The sequence below is a fragment of the Accumulibacter sp. genome, from assembly GCF_023806565.1.
In the GTDB taxonomy this organism is placed as follows: Bacteria; Pseudomonadota; Gammaproteobacteria; order Burkholderiales; family Rhodocyclaceae; genus Accumulibacter.
The window spans coordinates 1-18,682 of record NZ_JAMTDV010000117.1 but is presented as its reverse complement, the minus strand read 5'-3'; the positions used below and the strand labels follow the sequence as shown (position 1 = coordinate 18,682).

The 18,682-nt window shown below is 62.5% G+C and carries 18 protein-coding genes; 7 read left to right on the top strand and 11 right to left on the bottom strand.

Features of this window, described 5'->3' with window-relative positions; translation table 11 throughout:
- Position 1 precedes the first annotated feature (1 nt).
- Genes rnc through nagZ form a run of 6 tightly spaced genes read left to right on the top strand, consistent with a single transcriptional unit; the run spans position 2 to position 4,481 of the window.
- Positions 2-670, top strand: a complete 669-nt coding sequence (rnc, locus tag NFV80_RS13195; RefSeq protein WP_295330989.1) for a ribonuclease III — start codon at positions 2-4, stop codon at positions 668-670.
- Entirely contained in the window at positions 670-1,554 is an 885-nt protein-coding gene (gene era, locus NFV80_RS13190) for a GTPase Era (RefSeq protein WP_295330987.1), read from the top strand. The genes rnc and era overlap by 1 nt, the downstream gene beginning before the upstream one ends.
- A gap of 38 nt (positions 1,555-1,592) precedes the next feature.
- On the top strand, positions 1,593-2,309 hold the full coding sequence (gene recO / locus NFV80_RS13185; protein ID WP_295330984.1) for a DNA repair protein RecO: 717 nt from the start codon (positions 1,593-1,595) through the stop codon (positions 2,307-2,309).
- Complete coding sequence (locus tag NFV80_RS13180) at positions 2,306-3,079, top strand: pyridoxine 5'-phosphate synthase (RefSeq protein ID WP_295330981.1); 774 nt, start codon at positions 2,306-2,308, stop codon at positions 3,077-3,079. The genes recO and NFV80_RS13180 overlap by 4 nt, the downstream gene beginning before the upstream one ends.
- Entirely contained in the window at positions 3,076-3,462 is a 387-nt protein-coding gene (gene acpS, locus NFV80_RS13175; protein WP_295330980.1) for a holo-ACP synthase, read from the top strand. The genes NFV80_RS13180 and acpS overlap by 4 nt, the downstream gene beginning before the upstream one ends.
- Positions 3,459-4,481, top strand: a complete 1,023-nt coding sequence (gene nagZ / locus NFV80_RS13170) for a beta-N-acetylhexosaminidase (RefSeq protein WP_295330978.1) — start codon at positions 3,459-3,461, stop codon at positions 4,479-4,481. Before acpS ends, nagZ begins: the two co-directional genes overlap by 4 nt.
- A gap of 45 nt (positions 4,482-4,526) precedes the next feature.
- Here nagZ and NFV80_RS13165 read toward each other — a convergent pair whose 3' ends face one another.
- The 5 genes from NFV80_RS13165 to NFV80_RS13145 all read right to left on the bottom strand — a co-directional run bounded on the left by NFV80_RS13165 (position 4,527) and on the right by NFV80_RS13145 (position 8,774).
- Positions 4,527-4,907, bottom strand: a complete 381-nt coding sequence (locus NFV80_RS13165) for a c-type cytochrome domain-containing protein (RefSeq protein ID WP_295330976.1) — start codon at positions 4,905-4,907, stop codon at positions 4,527-4,529.
- Positions 4,908-5,357: 450 nt separating this feature from the next.
- Positions 5,358-6,158 carry a glutathione S-transferase family protein gene (locus tag NFV80_RS13160; RefSeq protein ID WP_295330973.1) on the bottom strand — a complete coding sequence of 267 codons (801 nt, stop codon included), beginning with the start codon at positions 6,156-6,158 and terminating at the stop codon, positions 5,358-5,360.
- A gap of 44 nt (positions 6,159-6,202) precedes the next feature.
- Entirely contained in the window at positions 6,203-6,763 is a 561-nt protein-coding gene (locus tag NFV80_RS13155; protein ID WP_295330971.1) for a diheme cytochrome c-553, read from the bottom strand.
- An 81-nt stretch (positions 6,764-6,844) separates the two neighbouring features.
- Positions 6,845-7,801: a transketolase C-terminal domain-containing protein gene (locus NFV80_RS13150; RefSeq protein WP_295330969.1), complete on the bottom strand. Its 957-nt coding sequence runs from the start codon at positions 7,799-7,801 to the stop codon at positions 6,845-6,847.
- Between the two features lie 10 nt (positions 7,802-7,811).
- Positions 7,812-8,774, bottom strand: a complete 963-nt coding sequence (locus NFV80_RS13145; RefSeq protein ID WP_295330967.1) for a thiamine pyrophosphate-dependent dehydrogenase E1 component subunit alpha — start codon at positions 8,772-8,774, stop codon at positions 7,812-7,814.
- Positions 8,775-9,308: 534 nt separating this feature from the next.
- Here NFV80_RS13145 and NFV80_RS13140 point away from each other — a divergent pair.
- The gene (locus NFV80_RS13140; protein ID WP_295330964.1) at positions 9,309-9,845 is read left to right on the top strand and encodes a VTT domain-containing protein; all 537 of its coding nucleotides are present in this window, start codon (positions 9,309-9,311) and stop codon (positions 9,843-9,845) included.
- A 120-nt stretch (positions 9,846-9,965) separates the two neighbouring features.
- On the opposite strand, the gene tpiA is transcribed toward NFV80_RS13140, so the two are convergent.
- From tpiA to NFV80_RS13110, 6 genes are all read right to left on the bottom strand, one after another.
- Positions 9,966-10,733, bottom strand: coding sequence for a triose-phosphate isomerase (gene tpiA / locus NFV80_RS13135; protein ID WP_295330962.1), 768 nt, complete (start codon positions 10,731-10,733; stop codon positions 9,966-9,968).
- 193 nt (positions 10,734-10,926) lie between these two features.
- The gene (gene pgk / locus NFV80_RS13130) at positions 10,927-12,183 is read right to left on the bottom strand and encodes a phosphoglycerate kinase (RefSeq protein ID WP_295330960.1); all 1,257 of its coding nucleotides are present in this window, start codon (positions 12,181-12,183) and stop codon (positions 10,927-10,929) included.
- Between the two features lie 253 nt (positions 12,184-12,436).
- Complete coding sequence (locus NFV80_RS13125) at positions 12,437-14,032, bottom strand: phospholipase D-like domain-containing protein (RefSeq protein WP_295330958.1); 1,596 nt, start codon at positions 14,030-14,032, stop codon at positions 12,437-12,439.
- A 29-nt stretch (positions 14,033-14,061) separates the two neighbouring features.
- Complete coding sequence (locus NFV80_RS13120) at positions 14,062-15,564, bottom strand: endonuclease/exonuclease/phosphatase family protein (protein ID WP_295330957.1); 1,503 nt, start codon at positions 15,562-15,564, stop codon at positions 14,062-14,064.
- Between the two features lie 151 nt (positions 15,565-15,715).
- The gene (locus NFV80_RS13115; RefSeq protein WP_295330955.1) at positions 15,716-17,464 is read right to left on the bottom strand and encodes a carbamoyltransferase; all 1,749 of its coding nucleotides are present in this window, start codon (positions 17,462-17,464) and stop codon (positions 15,716-15,718) included.
- Positions 17,465-17,588: 124 nt separating this feature from the next.
- A complete protein-coding gene (locus tag NFV80_RS13110) occupies positions 17,589-18,464 on the bottom strand; it encodes a lipid A biosynthesis acyltransferase (RefSeq protein WP_295330953.1) in 876 nt (291 codons plus the stop codon).
- Between the last annotated feature and the right edge of the window lie 218 nt (positions 18,465-18,682).

Here is an 18,682-nt window from a genome sequence, read left to right as displayed (position 1 = left end):
CATGACCGTTTCCCGCCTGGAACAGTCGCTAGCCTATACGTTCAACGACCGCACGCTTCTGCAGCTGGCGCTGACCCACCGCAGCTACAGCGCCTTGCACAACGAGCGGCTCGAGTTTCTCGGCGATGCGATTCTCAATGCCATCATGGCGCGCCGCCTGTACGAGCGTTTTCCCCGTCTCGCCGAGGGCGAACTATCAAGGCTGCGCGCCAGTCTGGTGCGGCAGGACAGCCTGCATCAGCTCGCCGTCGCGCTCTCGCTGGGCGACTTCCTTCGTCTCGGCGAGGGTGAACAGAAGAGTGGCGGACACCAACGTCCGTCGATCCTTGCCGATGCCCTCGAAGCACTGTTCGGCGCGCTCTGGCTCGACGCCGGCTTCGACGCTGCCGGCGAGGTGATCAGCCGCGTCTACGAAAACAAATTGAATCAGCTGACTTCCGGACAAGGAGTCAAGGACGCCAAGACACGTCTGCAGGAGCACCTCCAGGGCGCACGCATCGCCCTGCCGCAGTACCTGCTGGCCAGCACCGAGGGCGAGGCGCACGCGCAGCAGTTTACGGTAGCCTGCGTGATCGATTCACTGCAGATTCGCACCGAGGGCCGCGGCGGCAGTCGCCGGGCAGCCGAACAGGTGGCCGCCGAACGCGCGCTCAAGGCCCTGGACCGGTGATGAGCGCAATCCGCTCGGGTCAGATCGCCATCGTCGGCCGCCCCAACGTCGGCAAGTCGACGCTGCTCAACGCGCTGGTTGGCGAGAAGGTGAGCATCGTTTCGCAACGGGCACAGACGACTCGCCACCGCATCATGGGCATCCTCACCGGACCAGACGCGCAGTACGTTTTCGTCGATACGCCGGGTTTCCAGACCCGATTCGGCAATGCCTTGAACCGGACGATGAATCGCGGCGTCCGCCAGGCGCTGAGCGAAGTCGACGTGGTGCTATTGGTGGTCGAGGCCGGGCGTCTCGATGACCGCGACCGGGCGGTACGGCGGCTGGTGCCACGAGACCGGCCGCTGATCATCGTGGTAAACAAGATCGACCGCTTGTCCGACAAGGCCCGCCTGCTTCCCTACCTCGCCCGACTCGCCGGTGAAGGAGAGTTCGCCGCGATCGTCCCGGTCAGCGCGTTGCGTGACGAGCAGCTTGCTCCCCTGCTCGCCGAAACGCGCAAGCATCTGCCGAACACCGGGCTGCTGTACGCGGAGGACGAGATCACCGACCGCAGCGAGCGATTCCTGGCCGCCGAGTACATCCGCGAAAAGCTGTTTCGCCTGATCGGCGACGAACTGCCCTACACGACGACCGTCGACATCGAAAAGTTCGTAGTCGATGGCGCTTTGCGACGGATCAGCGCGGCCATTCTCGTCGATCGTCCGGGCCACAAGGCAATCATCATCGGCAGTGGTGGCGAAGTCGTCAAGCGGATTGCCTCGGAAGCGCGTCAGGACATGGAACGGATGTTCGCAGGCCAGGTCTTTCTCGAGGTGTTCGTCAAGGTCAAGTCGGGTTGGGCTGACGATGAGCGGATGCTCAAGACGCTCGGCTACGAATAGGGCACGGGCCCTGCGATGGCTGATCAACGGGTCAGAGAGTGAACCAGCAGCACAAGGTCGACGGTCAGCCTGCGTTCGTCCTGCATGCTTACCCATACAGCGAAACCAGCCTGATCGTCGATGTCTTCTCTCGCGACCATGGTCGTGTCGCGCTGCTGGCACGTGGCGCGCGGCGGCCGCGCTCGCTGCTGCGCGGCGTACTGCTGGCTTTTCAACCGCTCGAGATAGGCTGGGCCGGGCGCGGTGAAGTGCAAACGCTGATCAAGGCCGAGTGGCAGGGCGGGCAGCCGTTGCTGACGGGCAAAGCGCTGTTTTGCGGCTATTATCTGAACGAGTTGCTGATGCACCTGCTGCCACGCGAGGACGCGCACGCCGGCCTGTTCGCAGTCTATGCCGAGACCTTGCGGCGTTTCGCCGAGGGCGCACAGGAATCGGACCTGCGCCGCTTCGAAGGCACCTTGCTGCGCGAGCTCGGTTACGGTCTGACACTCGAAACCGACGCCGCCGGCCTCGCGGTCGACATGGATGCGCATTACGCCTACGAGATCGAGCGCGGCCCGGTACGGCTGCCCGGGCCTGGCAGCTCGGCGCTGGCGGTCAGCGGCAGAACGCTGCTCGATCTGGCGCGCGAGGACTTCTCGCACCCGCGTTCGCTGGCCGAGGCGAAGCAATTGATGCGCACGCTGATCGGCCACTACACGGCTGGCAAGAGTCTCGCGAGCCGCCGGATCTTCAGGGAGCTACAGGAATTATGATCGAACTTGGCGTCAACATCGACCATGTGGCAACGATCCGGCAAGCACGCTGCACCTACGAGCCGGACCCCGTCTGGGCGGCGGTCGAAGCACATCTCGGTGGCGCGGACGGGATCACCATCCACCTGCGCGAAGACCGGCGACACATCCAGGACGCCGACGTCGAGAGGCTGCGCGACCTGGCGCAGATCAAGCTCAACCTCGAAATGGCGGCGACCGACGAAATGATCGGCATCGCCTGCCGGATCAAGCCGCAAATGGCGATGCTGGTGCCCGAAGGCCGGCATGAAGTGACCACCGAAGGTGGACTCGACATCGTTTCCCAGGAAGCCAGGCTGGCCGCGTCGGTGGCCCGCCTCGGCGACGCCGGAATCGTCACCAGCGTCTTCATCGACGCCGAACCGGCGCAGGTCGAGGCCGCCGCGCGCATCGGCGCGCGCGTCTGCGAGATCCATACCGGTCCCTACGCACATGCTTTCTACACGCAGGGGCGCGACGCCGAAAGCGGCGCCGTACTTGCCGAGCTCGAAAAGATTCGCGCCGCCGGCGAGGCAACCCGGCAGCTCGGCATGCGTTTCAACGCCGGACACGCGCTCAACTATTTCAACGTGCAGCCGGTTGCGCAACTGCCGGGAATCCGCGAGCTGCACATCGGGCACGCGATCATCAGCCGCGCCATCTTTGTCGGCCTGCGCGAAGCGGTACGCGAAATGAAACGTCTGCTGCGCGAAGCGCAGGCGCGATCGCTGGTGCGACTTTCCCGGTCATGATTGCCGGCATCGGCACCGACATCGTCGCCGTTGCACGCCTGGGCGAGCTCTACGAGCGGCACGGCCAGCGCGCGCTGAGCAAACTCCTGTCGCCCGCAGAGTGTGCCGAGTTCGTCGGCATCCGCGATCCGGCACGTTATCTCGCCAAGCGCTTTGCCGCCAAGGAAGCCTTTGGCAAGGCTCTCGGCATCGGCCTGGTCGCCCCGGCCACGATGCCAAGCATCGGCATTGCGCACGATTCGCTCGGCAAACCATACTTCGAATACGCCGCGGCACTGGCCGCCCATCTCGAACAGCAACGGCTGCTGGCGCACGTCTCGATCAGCGACGAGCGCGACTTCGCCATCGCCTTCGTAGTCATGGAATTGATGGAACCGAAATGAGCCACCAGCTTCCGCTCGGCCCGCTGATGATCGACGTCGCCGGCCTCACCCTGTCCGACGACGAACGCCAACGGCTCTGTCATCCGCTGGTCGGCGGCCTGATCCTCTTCTCGCGCAATTTCCAGTCGCCGCAGCAGCTCGCGCAGCTCACGTCGGAAGTGCATGCGCTGCGCTCGCCGGCGTTGCCGATCGCCATCGATCACGAGGGTGGCCGCGTGCAGCGCTGCCGCGCCGGCTTCACGCGCCTGCCGGCGATGCGGCGACTCGGCGAACTGTGGGACCGTGACCCGGCCGCAGCGCTGCGGACAGCACGGCAGGTGGCCTACGTGCTGGCGGCCGAACTGCGCGCGCACGGCGTCGACCTGTCTTTCACGCCGGTGCTCGACCTCGACTGGGGACGCAGCAGCGTCATCGGCGATCGTTCGCTGCATCACGATCCGGCCGTCGTCGCCGAGCTGGCCGAAGCATTGATCGCCGGCCTGCACGACGCAGGCATGGCCGCCTGCGGCAAGCATTTCCCCGGCCACGGCTGGGTCGAGGCCGACTCGCACGTCGCGCTGCCGGTCGATGAACGCCGGCTCGACGAACTGGCGTCCGATCTCGAACCCTACCGCCGGCTAAGACTCGACGCGGTGATGCCGGCGCACGTCATCTATCGGCAGGTGGACCCGCGCCCTGCGGGTTTCTCGAACTTCTGGATCCGCCTGCTGCGCGACGAAATCGGTTTCGCCGGGGTCATCTTCAGCGACGATCTGTCGATGGCCGGAGCCAGCTTCGCCGGCGGCATCGTCGAGCGCTGCACGGCGGCCTGGGACGCCGGCTGCGACCTGCTCCTGGTATGCAACTCGCCGCAGGCCGTTGGCGAACTGCTTGCCCACTGGCGACCACCGCACGATCCGCAACGGGCTCAGCGCGTCGAGCGTCTGACCCCGACCACCCCGGCGCTCGCCCGGAGCAGCCTGCAGCGGGACACTGGCTACCTGGCCGCAGTGACGGCGACCAACCGCCTCACGGCGTGAGGATGCGCAAACGCCGGCAGTGCGCGCACTGCTGCCCAAGCGGAATCAATTGTTCTTGGCGCCCTGGTCGATCCACTTCTTGATCGTTTCGATCTTGTCCTTCGGGATCGCTTCCTTGCCGTGCGGCATGCGGATCGACGGAGAGACGCGCCCCTCGATCATCATCACCAGGGCGCTGGTGAAGCTCTCCTTCGGCTTGACGGTCGGACCGAACTGCGTACCCTTCATCAGACCGTCGTAGCTGCTGAGATCCTGGCCACTCTTGAGGAAGCCTTCGCCGTCGGGCGGCGTGTGGCACTTCCCGCAATACTGGCTCAGGATGGGCGCGACATCCTCCTTGTAACTGATCTGTTTCTCGCCGCAGCCGACAAAGGCGAGGGTGGCGCACGCGGCAGCGCCGACCGACAGGAAATGGCTTACCTTCATTTTCGACTCCTCGTTCTGGCAACTCTCGTGGATCCCGATGCGGGCCGCCGCGGCAGCTTTTCCCGCGCCGACCTCCCTGTCCTCATTATAGGCGCGTTTACCTTCCCTTCGTCGTGTACTGCCGACGCTTGCAGGGTGAATGCTGCGCGAGTCCTCGCGTCAGGGATCTTCCGGCGCCGGCCGCTCGGGCCGAGCAGTCGGGCCCGGGGATGGCGACGGTCGGATCATCGATCGCAATGACCTGTTCGGTCCGACGCCACAGGTTGCTGATCGCGGTCGTGGTGCTGCCGGCCGACCCGGGCTGCCGATTCGGCTCTCAGCCACATTGCTCTACCTCAAGCACGCCTTCCACTCTAACGGAAGCCCTTGTAGTAGTGCCATGCGGGTCGAACAGGACGAGGCGCAATACCGCTGACGACCACAACCGCGCGTGCGGCTCCGCGTCCAGTCTCACAGACCGAGTTCCTCATCCGTTGCACTGTTTCGATACTTGTCCGCCGGCGGCCACGGTCGTTCCCGCCAGTGCGGCAGAAAAACGAAGGACGACCGGCTGCGTCCCGGCAGCAGGGCACCGTTGGCCACGCCCTTGGCGTAGTCGTAATAGAGCTTGACTACCTCTTCGCGGCTGACCTGTTGCGCAGCGGGATGCACCAGGCAGGCGTCGCGCCATCGGCGTACGCGGGAATACGCCGCATCGTCCGGAAGCGTGAAATTCTCGTAGTATTCGAGAAACCAGAAGCGCATGAAGAGAGGGGTGAAGACGACTTCCGCCCAGCCAAATTTCTCGAAAAGAAACGTGCCCGTCGGTGAGTATTCGGCAAGAAAATCATTCAGCATTCGGAACTGCCGCAACATCTGCTGCTGTTGTGTGGCACGTTGCGCGGTGTCCTGGTTCATCACGAAACGGTAGCCCTGGGCCGCGAAGTCGCGTTCCATCGTGGTGAGCATTCCTTCGACCGCACGCCGGAAGGGGTCCTGCTGCGCAACCCGATCGCCCGGGAAGATCCGATCGAGGTACTCGAGGATGACCAGGCTCTCCTTGAGCACGCGTCCGTCGGCCGTTTCCAGCACGGGCAGAGCCGTCGCCCCCCGTGTCCTGGCCAGCAACCAGGCGGGGCGCGGCATGGTGATGTCGATCACCTGAAAATCGATCGAGTCCCGGCACTCCTTGAGCGTCAGCAGGATTTTCAGGCGTTGGCTGAACGGACAGACCGGAATGTGATAGACGGTCAGCCGGCCATTCGCCGACATCGCAGGAGACCTTCCGATGGTATCGGTGCCAGCGGCGATCGGCTTCAGGGCGCGGCCGGCGGCTGATAGGCGGGCACCTGGTTGTACACTGGCGCTTGTGCCTTCAGATACGCGAAGATGGCCTTGAGGTCGGGCACCGGCAGTCGCGCCAGGCTCTGCCACGGCATCGGCGGCAGGATCGGCCGGGTCGCGCCGACGTGCTGTCCGCTCTGCAGGGCACGGATGAAATCGCGCTCCTTCCAGTTTCCGATCCCGGTTTCCTTGTCTGGCGTGAGATTGGCGGCGTAGCTCGTTCCCCAGGGACCGATGAAGGCGGTTCCGCTTGCCGAACCGGCCCAGTTCCAGTCGGCGTCGAGCTTCGGCGGCGGCCCCAGACGAACCGCTTGTGGGTGGCCGGAAAGGCCCCGCGTCGTGTCTTTCTCGGGACCGGTCGCCCCCATTTTGAACGGCATGTGACAGTCGGCGCAGCTGCCGACAGAAACCAGAAACTCGCCGCGCTTTACCGCCGCACTATCGGCTGCGAAAGCCGGCAACACCAGACCGGCGGAAAGGGTGAGGAAGGAAAGGATGCGACTGACACGAACGGCGCTGCGGACGAATTTCACAGGCTTCTCCTTCAGGGTTCTTGATGAAACGAAACGGCGGCGGATCCCAGCCGGGACCGGATCGAGAAACGCTTCGCGTGTTCAGGAGCAAAGCGATTTGGCCGCCGCAGCGATGTCGGCGATGCTTGGCGCATAGGCCTGCTCAAGCGGGTAGCTCGCAGCAGCAGGCGCATCCGGGCCCCCAAGGCGGAGCACCGGCCCCTTGAGAGCGGCAAAGGCGTTCTCCGCCACCAGGGCAGCGATCTCGGCGCCCAGACCGGCAAGCCGGGCAGCTTCGTGCACGACCACCAGGCGACCGGTCTTGCGCACCGAGGTCAGGATGGCTTCCTCGTCGAGCGGCTTCAGGCTGCGCAGATCGATCACTTCGGCCGCGACGCCGCTTTCGGCGAGCGCATCGGCCGCCGCCAGACAGACGGGAAGCGTCTTTCCGTAGGAAATCAGCGTGACGTCGCTACCCGGCCGTCGCACCGCCGCCCGTCCGAGGGGAACGACGTGGTCGCCCTCGGGAACTTCGCCCGGCTGGTGCAGCAGCGCCAGATCGATGAAGAAAAGTACCGGGTTGTCGTCGCGGATCGCCGCCTTGAGCAGGCCCTTGCAATCGGCGGCCGTCGACGGCATGACCACCTTGAGACCCGGGCTGTGAACGAACCAGGCCTCGATGTTCTGGTTGTGCTGGGCGCCGACTCCCCAGCCACCCCCGGTCATCGCCAGGGCCACCAGCGGGAAGGAGAACTGGCCGCCGGAGAGGTAACGCAGCTTGCCCGCACTATTGACCAGCGCGTCCATCGCGTAGCACAGGAATGGCGCGAAGAGCAGGTCGATCACCGGTCGCAGGCCGGTGGCAGCAGCGCCAGCGGCGGTGCCGGCGATGATTGCTTCGGCGAGCGGCGTGTTGCGTACCCGAGCTCCACCGAATTCGCTCACCAGGTCGTAACGTTTGGTCGCAACGCCTTCGCCGAACATCAGTACCGTCGCATCGCGACGCATTTCCTCGGCGATCGCGACGCCGATGGCTTCATATGGGGTCTGGGTCGGCACGGGCAGGTCCTCAGGCGTACACGTCGCTGGTCAACTCGGCGGCATCAGGATATGGCGAGGCTTCGGCAAACGCCAGCGCTGCGTCGATCCGCTCGCGTGCGTGCTGCGTCTGCGCGGCAGCGGCCTCGGGAGTCAGCCGGCCGCTGGCGAGCAGCCGCTGCCGGCAGAGTTCGATCGGATCGCGAGCGAGCCAGGCGGCCCGCTCGGCCGCATCGACGTAGGCCTGGTCGTCCGGTTCGAAATGGCCACGGCTGCGGTAGGTATAGGTTTCCAGCAGGAAGGGCCTGCCACTGCGCCGCACCCGCTCGGCTGCGTCGACGGCTGCTGCATGCACGGCCATCACGTCGTTGCCATCCACCGTCGCGCTATCGACGCCAAGAGGTGTCGCCCATTCGGCGATGTGGTCGCCCTGCATCGTTTCCCGACGGTGTACGAAGGCCTGCCACTGATTGTTCTCGCACACGTAGAGAACGGGCAGTTCCCACACCGAAGCGAGGTTCAGCGATTCATGAAAGATGCCTTCGCAGGCCGCGCCATCGCCAAAGAAACAGGCGACGATGCCTGGCCTGCCGAGCATCTTCTGCGACAGTGCAACACCGGTAGCCAGGGAGAGTTCGCCGCCGACGATCGTTGAAGTGAGCAGTACTCCAAGTTCGCGTACGGAGATGTGGAGCGAGCCGCTCTTGCCCTTGCAGTAGCCGGTCCGGCGTCCCATCACTTCCGCCAGCAGGCGCCCCGGATCGGCGCCACGAGCCAGCAAATGAGAAGCGCTGCGGTGGTTGGTGAGGATCAGGTCGTCGCCATCGAGGGCGCTGACCACGCCGACGCCGGCCGCCTCCTGGCCGACCGAGGTGCAAGTGCCGGGCAGCCTGCCCGCTGCACTGCTCTCGATGATCCTTTCTTCATAGGTGCGCGCCAGCAACATCTGCTCGAGTAGCGCAAGCTCGTCGATCGTCCGGTCCTTTGGCGTCATGGCGGTTCCCCTTGGTCTGATCGGTCGCAGTGTAGACCAGCGAAGAAAATTCGCAAGAGCGCCCTTCGCCGAGCGCCGCCTGCCGATTGTCCGGCTTTTCCGCACCGCCATGTCGAGAGCGCCAGAAATCTGCCCAAGCTCTTCCTTCCCTGAGCTCTTCAAAGGCCACAGGAAGAACTCGCTGTGCGGCTTGCGGTCAACCGGTCGCGCAAGCTTGCGCACGGGCAGAAGCAGTCGAAAGCCCCGGCACGGACCTGCCTGCAACGAAGGACGACGCGGACATTGCCGACCGGCTTCTCTGAGCCATGATGAGGAGATCAACGATGCCAGCGAACGCGACTATGACGACGCCTGCGGGTAGACGCCGTGGTTCCTGACGACCGCTATCTTCCGGGACTGCGGACAGTCGATCGCGTCTGCATCCTGCGATCCGAGAATGCGGAGTGGTTCAGGGATGGCGAAGGCTACCCTCTTTGCATCTACCCGGAAACTGCCTGAGCTCTGACAGTGGTCCGCTACCGACGACTCCTCGGGGTGCTCTTGTTCCTCGCCTTGCTGCTCGCCGTCGCCGAGTTGTCCGGCCTGCGGCAGCACTTCAGCCTCGCGTACCTGCACTCGAAGCTGGTCGAGAACCTGTGGACCGGTTTGGCTGTATTCGTCCTGCTTTTCACCATCGGCAACCTGATCCAGATCCCCGGGTGGATATTCCTCACCGCGGCGGTCCTCGCCCTCGGGCGCTTCTGGGGTGGCACGGCGACCTATCTGGCGGCGAATGTGGCCTGCGCTTTCACGTTCTTCACGATCCGCAGAATCGGCGGTGATGCCCTGCAGCGTCCCGATGGCCGCCTGGCGACGCGACTGCTCGGTCAGCTCGACGCGCAGCCGGTGCGCAGCATCGTGATCCTGCGCATCCTCTGCCAGACGCTGCCGGCGCTCAATTACGCCCTCGCCCTGTCGGGAGTCGGCTTTCGCAAGTACCTGCTGGGCACAGTCCTTGGCCTGCCTTTGCCAATCCTTGCCTACTGTCTGCTGTTCGATTTCCTCGGAAACCTTTTCATCGGTTCGCGCTGACCGCGCCGGTCGCTTCGGCAGACCGGCGGCAGACTGACAGAACGAGAGAAGGCAAGGCAGCGGCATCCCTTCGCGCCGCTGCCGAAAACAGGCGCCGGGGCGACCCCGCGCCGAATTTCGCTACTTGTGGATTGTCTCGCCCGGCGTGACGATTCCCAGGAAGCTGTCGGCCTTCAGCGCGGCGCCGCCGATCAGACCACCGTCGATGTCCTTCTGCGCCAGCAGACCGGCGGCGTTTTCCGGTTTCATCGAGCCGCCATACTGAATCGAGATCGACTGGGCGACGCTGTCGCCGTAGAGCTTGGCCAGTAGCCCCCGCACGAAGGCGTGCGCCTCCTGCGCCTCGTCGTCGCTGGCGGTGACGCCGGTACCGATCGCCCAGACCGGTTCGTAGGCGATCACCGTGCGCAGCGCCTCGTCACGGGAGAGGCCGGCGTACGCGCCATTGACCTGCGTCGTCAGCACTGCTTCGAGCCGGCCATCCTTGCGTTCGGCGAGCGTCTCGCCAATGCAGATGATCGGGGTCAAGCCAAGCGACTGCACCTTCCTGACTTTCTTGTTGACCGTTTCGTCGGTCTCGCCGAAGTAGGTTCGCTGCTCCGAGTGCCCGATGATGACGAAATCGACGCCGATTTCCTTGAGCATGTCGGCGCTCACCTTGCCGGTGTAGGCTCCCTGATTTTCCCAGTGCACATCCTGGGCGGCCAGTTTCACGTTGCTGCCCTTGACCACTTCGGCCACCTTGGCAAGCGCGAGGTAGGTCGGAGCGATGGCGACGACGACATTCTTGACATCCTTGGCGGCGGCGACCACCTCGGCGGCGAGCTTGACAGAATCGGCAACGGTCTTGTTCATCTTCCAGTTGCCGGCGATTACGATTTTGCGCATGGTATTCCTCAATGGATGGTGTCTTACTATGAAAGTCGTGTCAGCGACTCACGAATATCCCTTCCCCCGGGCCGCGTGAAAAGCCGGGAGCGAGGGAAGCAGTCATGACCTTCGCCATGGGAATTCCCCGGCAAGGCCATGACCGCTTGCATGCTTGGGCGAGCCGGCAGCCCCGGTCGGGGCCGTGCCCGGTCTACTTCTCCGAAAGGGCGGCAACGCCGGGCAGGATTTTGCCCTCCAGGTACTCGAGCGAAGCGCCACCACCAGTCGAGCTGTGGGTGACCTTCTTGTCGGCGCCGTATTTCTTCGCGGCCGTGGCCGTGTCACCACCGCCGATGACGGTCGTTGCGCCGGCGGCAGTCGCCTGGACGACGGCATCCGCCATCGCTCGCGTGCCGCTTTCGAATTTTTCGAATTCGAAGACGCCGGCTGGACCGTTCCAGATGATCGTCCTGGCTTTGAGAATCGCGGCGGTGAACAGTTTGGTCGATTCGGGACCGCAATCGAGCCCCATCCAGCCGTCTGGCACGCCGTCCACGTCGTCGGCGGTGCCGGTGTTGGCGCTGGCGTCGAACTTGTCGCCGATCACGAAATCGACCGGCAGGAGGATCTCCTTGCCTTTCTCCTTCGCCTTCTCCATCAGGCCGGGTACGAGCTTGGCACCCTCCTCGTCGAACAGCGAGTTGCCGATCGGCATCCCCGTAAGGACCTTCTTGAAGGTGAAGGCCATGCCGCCACCGATGATGATCTGGTCGGCCTTGTCGAGCAGGTTGTTGATCAACTGAATCTTGTCGGCGACCTTGGCGCCGCCGAGGATGGCCAACAGCGGCCGTTGTGGTGATTCGAGAACGGCCGAGAAAGCGGCCAGTTCCTTGTTCATCAGGTAGCCGGAGGCACGTTCGGGTAATTGCACGCCGGTCATCGACGAGTGGTCGCGATGCGCGGTGCCGAAGGCATCGTTGATATAGACGTCGGCGAGTCTGGTGAGTGACGCGCGGAAGGCTTTCACGTCTTCCGGGTTTGCCTTGATCTTGCTGACCGTACCGTCGGCAGCGGTGACGGTACCCTTGCCTTCTTCCTCGAGGTGGAAGCGGAGGTTTTCTAGCAGGATGACCTCCCCAGGCTTGATCTTGGCACAGGCAGCCTCGACTTCCGGGCCGACGCAATCGGGCAGGAACTTGACGGGTCGCCCAAGCAGACCTTCGAGCGCAGTGGCCACGCGTGCCAGGCTGTATTGCGGCATGACCTTGCCATCGGGACGACCGAGGTGAGACATCAGGATGACGGCCGCACCCTTATCCAAGGCATACTTGATTGTCGGCAAGGCCGCCTCGATGCGTTTGGTATTGGTGATTGCACCGGTGCTCTTGTCCTGCGGAACGTTGAAATCGACACGAATCAGGGCGCGCTTGCCTTCGAGGGCGAGATCTTCGATAAACAGTTTGGACATGACTTCCTCGATAGTGAGTTGGTGTTGAAAAAAGCTGGAATTAGAATCGCAAATGGCATGGCGTCTCCGTATTGGCGGCAAGGCGGCTCCTTCGCAGAGTTCCCCTGTCGCCACTGCGTTGAGAAAATGAAACTTGAGGGAAGGCGTTTCGACCACGCAGACGAAGTATCCTTGGCGGCGCTCGCCGAGTCAATCATCGGCTGCAGAGGGCACGCATGCGGCTCCCTGGCGACGGTCCGCGCCGGTGTAGACCTCAGTAATAGACTCGGAAAAGGCGCTGAATCTGCTCAAATTCGTGCAGATAGGCTTTTGCCACTTCACGGTTGGTCGCCAGCACCATCAGGTCATGCGAGAACACCGAAGTGTTGTACCAGTTGAAGCTTCCCTCGATGACCGTCGCCTCATCGATGATGCAATACTTGGAATGAATCGGCGAATAAGGTACCGGCAGATCGTCCTGTCCGTATACCAGTCCGACCGGGATGCCGGCTGACCTCAGGCCTTGCGCGGCGGGCAACAGCTGTCGATTGAGCTCGTCGCGCATCGACCGTTCGATCCCTACCCGGCCCTGGCGGGCCAGGTGTCCGTTCAGCAGGATGTGAATATGGACGCCACGGTGCTTCGCGTTGATCAGCGCATCGACAACGCTGTCGCCATGCTCACCGAGCAGGTTTCCGATCAGGAACAGGGTCAGCTTGATCGAGTGTTTCGCCCGGTGAATCTCCGCCAGAATGGCTTGGTGCGGACGGTAGTACTTGCCGTTGAGCAGAGTCTGCCGGCCGTAGGTGTAAAGCAGGTTGAAATGGCTGAGAGGATCGATGCCATATTTCTGATTGACGCCGCCGCGCTCACTTTGAAATACGTTGTCCAGCAGACGACAGACTCCCTTCGAGTGAAAGGTCATCCCTGATTCCCAGTTCGCCCACCAGCGGTCGAAGGTGATGTTGAACGAGCCTAGGATGCAGTCCTCATCGTTGAAGATGATGAACTTGGTATGCATGTCGGGTGCGACCTCGATGAGGTGATGCTGCGGCGTGCAGACCACGCCCAGCAGTTCGATTCCCCCGCGTTTCAGCCGCGCATAGTTCTCGCTGTTGGTCAGCGTCATCTTGCGCCAGTCGACGATGCACTGCACGTAAACGCCGTTTTCGCTCGCGTGCACCAGATGTCGGGTGAAGTCGTTGTCGTCGATGCAATCGACGCTGACCTTGATCGTGCAAAATCGGCTGGGGTGATCGTGCTTGCAGCGAATGACCTTGTCGATGTGGTCGTGAATGAATCGCTTGGGGTGATAGGGATGGTACTGCTGCCCCTTGGTGAACTTGGGGATCAGGTGCAGGGAGTCGAAGTGGTGGTTGTACCAATCGACGTCGCTCTGCAGGCGCCAGGCATCCACTTCATGCGTGCGATAGCCGTTGTCGGTCGCCCATTCCGCGGTGATCCTTCGATACTGCGGATGCTCGTCGCGCAACTGTGACCAATCCATGAAGATGTACTCGAGCTGCGAGGGGATCGAGCGCTCATCCTGGTGCACCACGAAGGCGAACTTGACGCAATTGACCTGCCCAAAGCTGCTGGAAAAAGGGTGGATGTAGAAATCCCGCGTGCGCCGACGATGATGATTCCAGTGGATTTCGTACGGATCGGTGTCGACGATGAAGGTTTCACAGATATTGTTGTCCCGATATACCTTCAGTACGACCTTCACGTTCACCTGAACGCCAAAATGCACGTCGAAAGTGATTTTTCCCCAACGCAGGTAAAACTTTTCGTTGAAATCGTTCGTTCTCAAGAAAGAGCCGCCGAGATTGCCATGCACCGGTACTGCGTATTGCTCTGCTGTTCTCATGTCGAAACTGAATCACCCTGTATCGTTTGCTATGCGCCCGGCTCGAAACTCATCAGGTAGCCAAAGTGGTCCGACACTCGGCCATAATCCTGATCGGTGAATACCGTCCGGCCGGAAGTGACGCGAAGCTTACTCCCCTTCCGGAGGAAGATATAATCGATCCGATGATCATCATCCAGCTCATGCTCCCAGGCAGCAGCCCCGAGTTCGAAGATCTGCTGAAAAACTTTCGGTGAGTTGGCGGAAAGGTACTGGTCCTGGTATTCCTTCGACTCGACGACGAGCTGATAACCCTTTGATCCGGCCTTGATGTTGAAGTCTCCGCAAAGCATGGTGGCTGCGCTCAACTCGTCGTGTTCCGCCGTTGCCCACCGCCGCAGGTTCCTGAACTGCTCGGCGAAGCCATCCTCCCACCAGCTCAGGTGCGACGAGAACACGTTCAGCAGACCAAAGTACGGCACCCGGATTCGTGCCATGACGACCTTGCGGGAATGGATGCAGTAGGGATCCTGACTGGACGAAACGTATTTCGCGCGGTGCTGCAGGATGGGATAGCGGCTCAGGACAGCCACCCCCTCCCGATAACGGTCGAAACCGAGATGCGACCAGTCGGTCACCAGATGATACGGGGAACCGAGGCGCTCGTTGATGATCCTCGCCGTATTCGTCTGCCAGTTGCCGTGACCGTTGTTCCAGAGCTCGGCCACTTCCTGCAGGCAGACGATGTCCACTTCCAGCGCCTCGATCGCCTTGGCAATCTGCGACAACTTGAAATCCTGATCCTCTTCCTGGCAACAGTGCAGGTTGAGGATGAGCACCTTCAGCGGCCAGCGCTGGATCGCATAACCGTTGCCATAGTTGTCGTCCCAAAGCACCTGCTGGCGTGTTTCGCACGAAATCCGGTATTGCACTCGCCAGGCATCATCGACCTTCAACGCCGTGGCCCAGATTTGGCAGCCATACTGGTTGGGATTCCTCGCGTTGCTGAGAAACTCGCTGTCCCAGTAGTTACGTCGGAAACGGCAGGACGTCCGGTGCGTCGTCTTCCAGCCGTCGACGCTCCAGTGAACCGTCACACTCCTCGCCTGCAGTTCCCTTCGTGCCGCGACCACGATGGGAAGGACGCTTTGTCCATCCGCCAGGCCGCGTTCGAAGCGGATGTGCAACAAGGGTCGTTCGTCGGCGACCACGATCCCGCTATCCGCCTGAATGGAATAATTCTGGCCATGGTCGTTGTCCCAGTATTCGTCGCCGCCGACTCGATAGCGTAAAGCGAACTCGACGTTTCCAGGCAATGTTTCGTCCGGGACAAGAGCACACGCCGTCCGGGCAATCCAGTATTCCTTGCTGCCGTCGATCGTGCTGTGGTAGGTCGCCGGCAGGGTGTGCCACACACCGTCTTCACCAGCCCATGCGACATCGATGATCTTGTCGAAAGCAACGTTCTCGACGAGCATCAGGAAAGACAAATCCTGCTGCCCGGTTTTTCTCGTGATCAGGTTTCTTGCATAGAGCAGCTTTATTTTTTCCATTTTCCCCACATCAATGCTTGGTTGCCGGAATTGGATTCTGGCTGGAAATTCGAGCGGCCGGCGATCACCGGCGGATATCGGTACCGGCATCTGGTGAAAACCGGTTTTCCGTACATTCGACGCGCAGTATCGCCCGACCGCCGGAGTGCCGTCAAATGGCCTCGCACGCTTCTTCCTTGACCACCAGCAGGTCTTCCATCACCAGATATTGCAGATCGCAGCCGAAGAACATGTCGAGGGCGTCGGCCGGTGAGCAGATCATCGCTTCGCCGCGACGATTCAGCGAAGTGTTGAGGACAACGCCATTGCCGGTCAGTTTTTCCAGTTCGACCATCAGGTCGTAGTAACGCGGGTGGAACTCGCGACGCAGGACCTGCGCCCGCGAGGTGCCGTCTTCGTGCACGACTTCCGGAACGCGCCCCTTCCAGCCCGGGGCAACCTCAAAAGTGAAGGTCATGAACGGTGCCGGGTGCTCACTCCCGAGCATTTGCGGGCCAACGGTATCCAGCATGCTCGGGCAGAAGGGGCGCCAGCGCTCACGGAACTTGATCTGCGCATTGATTCGATCGGCAACCCCGGGGACGCTCGGGCAACCGAGGATCGAGCGGCCACCGAGCGCCCGCGGACCGAACTCCATTCGTCCCTGAAACCAGGCCACCGGATTCCCGTCGGCGAGCAGCCGGGCAACACGTCGCGGCACATCGTCCAGCCGCCGCCAGCGCGGTCGCGCCGGGTGCCGGGCGCAGGCCGCGATGACCTCCTCGTTGCTGTATGCCGGTCCGAGATAGACGTGCTCCATTTTTTCCACCGGAACTCCGCGCTGCACCGAAACGTAGGCAGCAGCGCCGACGGCCGTGCCGGCGTCACCGGAAGCCGGCTGGACGAAGAGTTCGCGGACTTCCGGGCGAGCGATGATCTTCTGGTTGAGCTTGACGTTCAGCGCGCCGCCACCCGAAAAGGCGAGGCGACCGGTTTCCCGCAGCAGGTCGCCAAGATAATGGTCGATCATTTGCAGCGAGATGTCCTCGAACAGCTTCTGCATGCTCGCCGCGTAATGGATGTATGGGTCGTCAGCGACGTCTCCCGAACGCCGGGGCCCAAGCCAATCGACCAGCTTCGGCGAAAAATAGTATCCCTTGCCGTTCTCCTTGTAACGGCGAAACCCAATGACGTTAGCATATTCGGTATTGACGGTCAGTTCGCCGTTCTCGAATCTCGCCAGGCGCGAGAAATCGTAGCGCCGCGGATCGCCATAGGGCGCCATTCCCATCACCTTGTACTCGCCATCAAGCATTTCGAAGCCCAAGTATTCGGTCAGGGCGCCGTAGAGGCCACCGAGAGAATCGGGATCGTAAAACTCCTTGATCTTGTGAATCGTGCCTTTTTCGCCATAGCCGAAAAAGGTGGTGGCGTACTCGCCCTTCCCATCGATCCCCAGAATCGCCGTTTTTTCCTTGAATCCGGCGCAATGGTAGGCGCTCGCCGCATGTGCGAGATGGTGTTCTACGGCCACGATTTCGACTTTCTTAGGATCGAAACCGAGTTGCAAAAGACACCACTCGATGCGCCTGCGGTAGCGGAAGAATCGTCGATTGCCAGTCAGGAGCGCGTCCAGCGCTCGCTCCGGCGCATACCAGTAGCGCCTGGCGTAGTGCCAGCGCGCCGGCTCGGAAAGCGCGATCGGAGCAAAGGGAATCGCCACTGCATGCACGTCGCCGGGCCTGACGCCGGCAAAATCGAGGCAGAATTTTGCCGCCTCGTAGGGCATGCGGTTCTTGGCGTGCTTGTCGCGGACAAAACGTTCTTCCTCGGCAGCAGCGACGAGTTTGCCGTCGATGTAGAGCGCCGCCGAAGGGTCGTGGGTCAGCGCGCCGGACAATCCAAGTACGGTCAGTGCCAAGGTCGAGGTCTCACAAGATCACCTTACTGGGCGGCAAAGCGAAACGACTGCCGCCCGACGGAAAGTGAAAGTATATCTGCCGCGACCCGTCCCCGGTTCGCTGGACGGAGCGGGAAGCGACGGCTCAATAAGGACGTGCCTCGCCGGGCGGCCGCGTCTTGAAGCGACGATGTACCCAGTAGTACTGCTCCGGCATGCTGCGCACGGCATTCTCTATCCACTCATTCATCCGACGAGTATCGGCCTCGACATCGGCGGTCGGAAAATTCTGCCAAGGCTCGCCGACGCGGACCAAATAGCCTCGGCCACCAGGCAGGACGCGGGTAACGCAGGGGACGACGCTGGCTCCCGCCAGCCGCGCCAGACGAGACAGGCCCGGAACAGTGGCCGCCGGCACGCCGAAAAAGGGGACAAAGATCGAATCCCGTCTCCCGAAGTCCATGTCCGGCAGGTAGTACAGGGGCCGACCGGATTTCATCGCGCGCACGCTGGCACGCACGCTCTCCTGGCGCGAAAGCAGCAACTGATCGCCGAAACGGCGGCGACCACGCAATAGCAGGCGGTCAAAAACCGGGTTCGACTGTACTGCGTAAATGCTCGCGCTGTCGAAGCGCATGGCTATCCCAACGCCGCCGGCATCCAGCCCGACGAAATGCGGAGCGAGCATCAGCACCGGGCGGCCGGCAGCAAGCAACGCTCGCAGGCAATCGTCTCCGTCGACCCGGATCAGTCGGTTCAGTCGCTCCCGGCTCGACCACCAGAGAAGGGTTCGCTCGAGCACGCTGCGCGTCAGCACCTTGAAATGGGCGAGCGCAAGGCTCCGAATGCGCGCCTGATCGAGTTCGGGGAAGCAGAGGCCAAGGTTGACAATAGCGATGTGCCGACGCCGACGGGCAAGACCGTAGATCACGACACCCACCGCATTGCCGAGGAGTGCGAGGACGGGCAGCGGCAGCAGATGCAGGAGCCATGCTGCGGCAATCGACAAGCGACTCAGCATCGGCGGGGACTTCCGAAGTCGGCTACGGCGATGATGGGAGTCGGCCTTGTCGAAATTGTTCATGCGGGAACGTCCCGGCCTCGTGGCGCCGGGCCGAAGCCCAGGGAGCGTCGGAGCGGTATTGTACTTTCCCCGGACGACGGTCACGCATTTTCCTCCACAAGGAAAAAGGCCGGCGCGAAGAAGTCGTGAGGAAACGCTGGACACATCACCGCTAG

What these genes read in the sequence shown, in the direction of transcription:
- rnc (WP_295330989.1), top strand. Translation starts at nt 2, where the DNA reads ATGACCGTTTCCCGCCTGGAACAGTCGCTAGCCTATACGTTCAACGAC.
- era (WP_295330987.1), top strand. Translation starts at nt 670, where the DNA reads ATGAGCGCAATCCGCTCGGGTCAGATCGCCATCGTCGGCCGCCCCAAC.
- NFV80_RS13180 (WP_295330981.1), top strand. Translation starts at nt 2,306, where the DNA reads ATGATCGAACTTGGCGTCAACATCGACCATGTGGCAACGATCCGGCAA.
- acpS (WP_295330980.1), top strand. Translation starts at nt 3,076, where the DNA reads ATGATTGCCGGCATCGGCACCGACATCGTCGCCGTTGCACGCCTGGGC.
- nagZ (WP_295330978.1), top strand. Translation starts at nt 3,459, where the DNA reads ATGAGCCACCAGCTTCCGCTCGGCCCGCTGATGATCGACGTCGCCGGC.
- NFV80_RS13165 (WP_295330976.1), bottom strand. Translation starts at nt 4,907, where the DNA reads ATGAAGGTAAGCCATTTCCTGTCGGTCGGCGCTGCCGCGTGCGCCACC.
- NFV80_RS13160 (WP_295330973.1), bottom strand. Translation starts at nt 6,158, where the DNA reads ATGTCGGCGAATGGCCGGCTGACCGTCTATCACATTCCGGTCTGTCCG.
- NFV80_RS13145 (WP_295330967.1), bottom strand. Translation starts at nt 8,774, where the DNA reads ATGACGCCAAAGGACCGGACGATCGACGAGCTTGCGCTACTCGAGCAG.
- tpiA (WP_295330962.1), bottom strand. Translation starts at nt 10,733, where the DNA reads ATGCGCAAAATCGTAATCGCCGGCAACTGGAAGATGAACAAGACCGTT.
- pgk (WP_295330960.1), bottom strand. Translation starts at nt 12,183, where the DNA reads ATGTCCAAACTGTTTATCGAAGATCTCGCCCTCGAAGGCAAGCGCGCC.
- NFV80_RS13125 (WP_295330958.1), bottom strand. Translation starts at nt 14,032, where the DNA reads ATGAGAACAGCAGAGCAATACGCAGTACCGGTGCATGGCAATCTCGGC.
- NFV80_RS13120 (WP_295330957.1), bottom strand. Translation starts at nt 15,564, where the DNA reads ATGGAAAAAATAAAGCTGCTCTATGCAAGAAACCTGATCACGAGAAAA.
- NFV80_RS13110 (WP_295330953.1), bottom strand. Translation starts at nt 18,464, where the DNA reads ATGCTGAGTCGCTTGTCGATTGCCGCAGCATGGCTCCTGCATCTGCTG.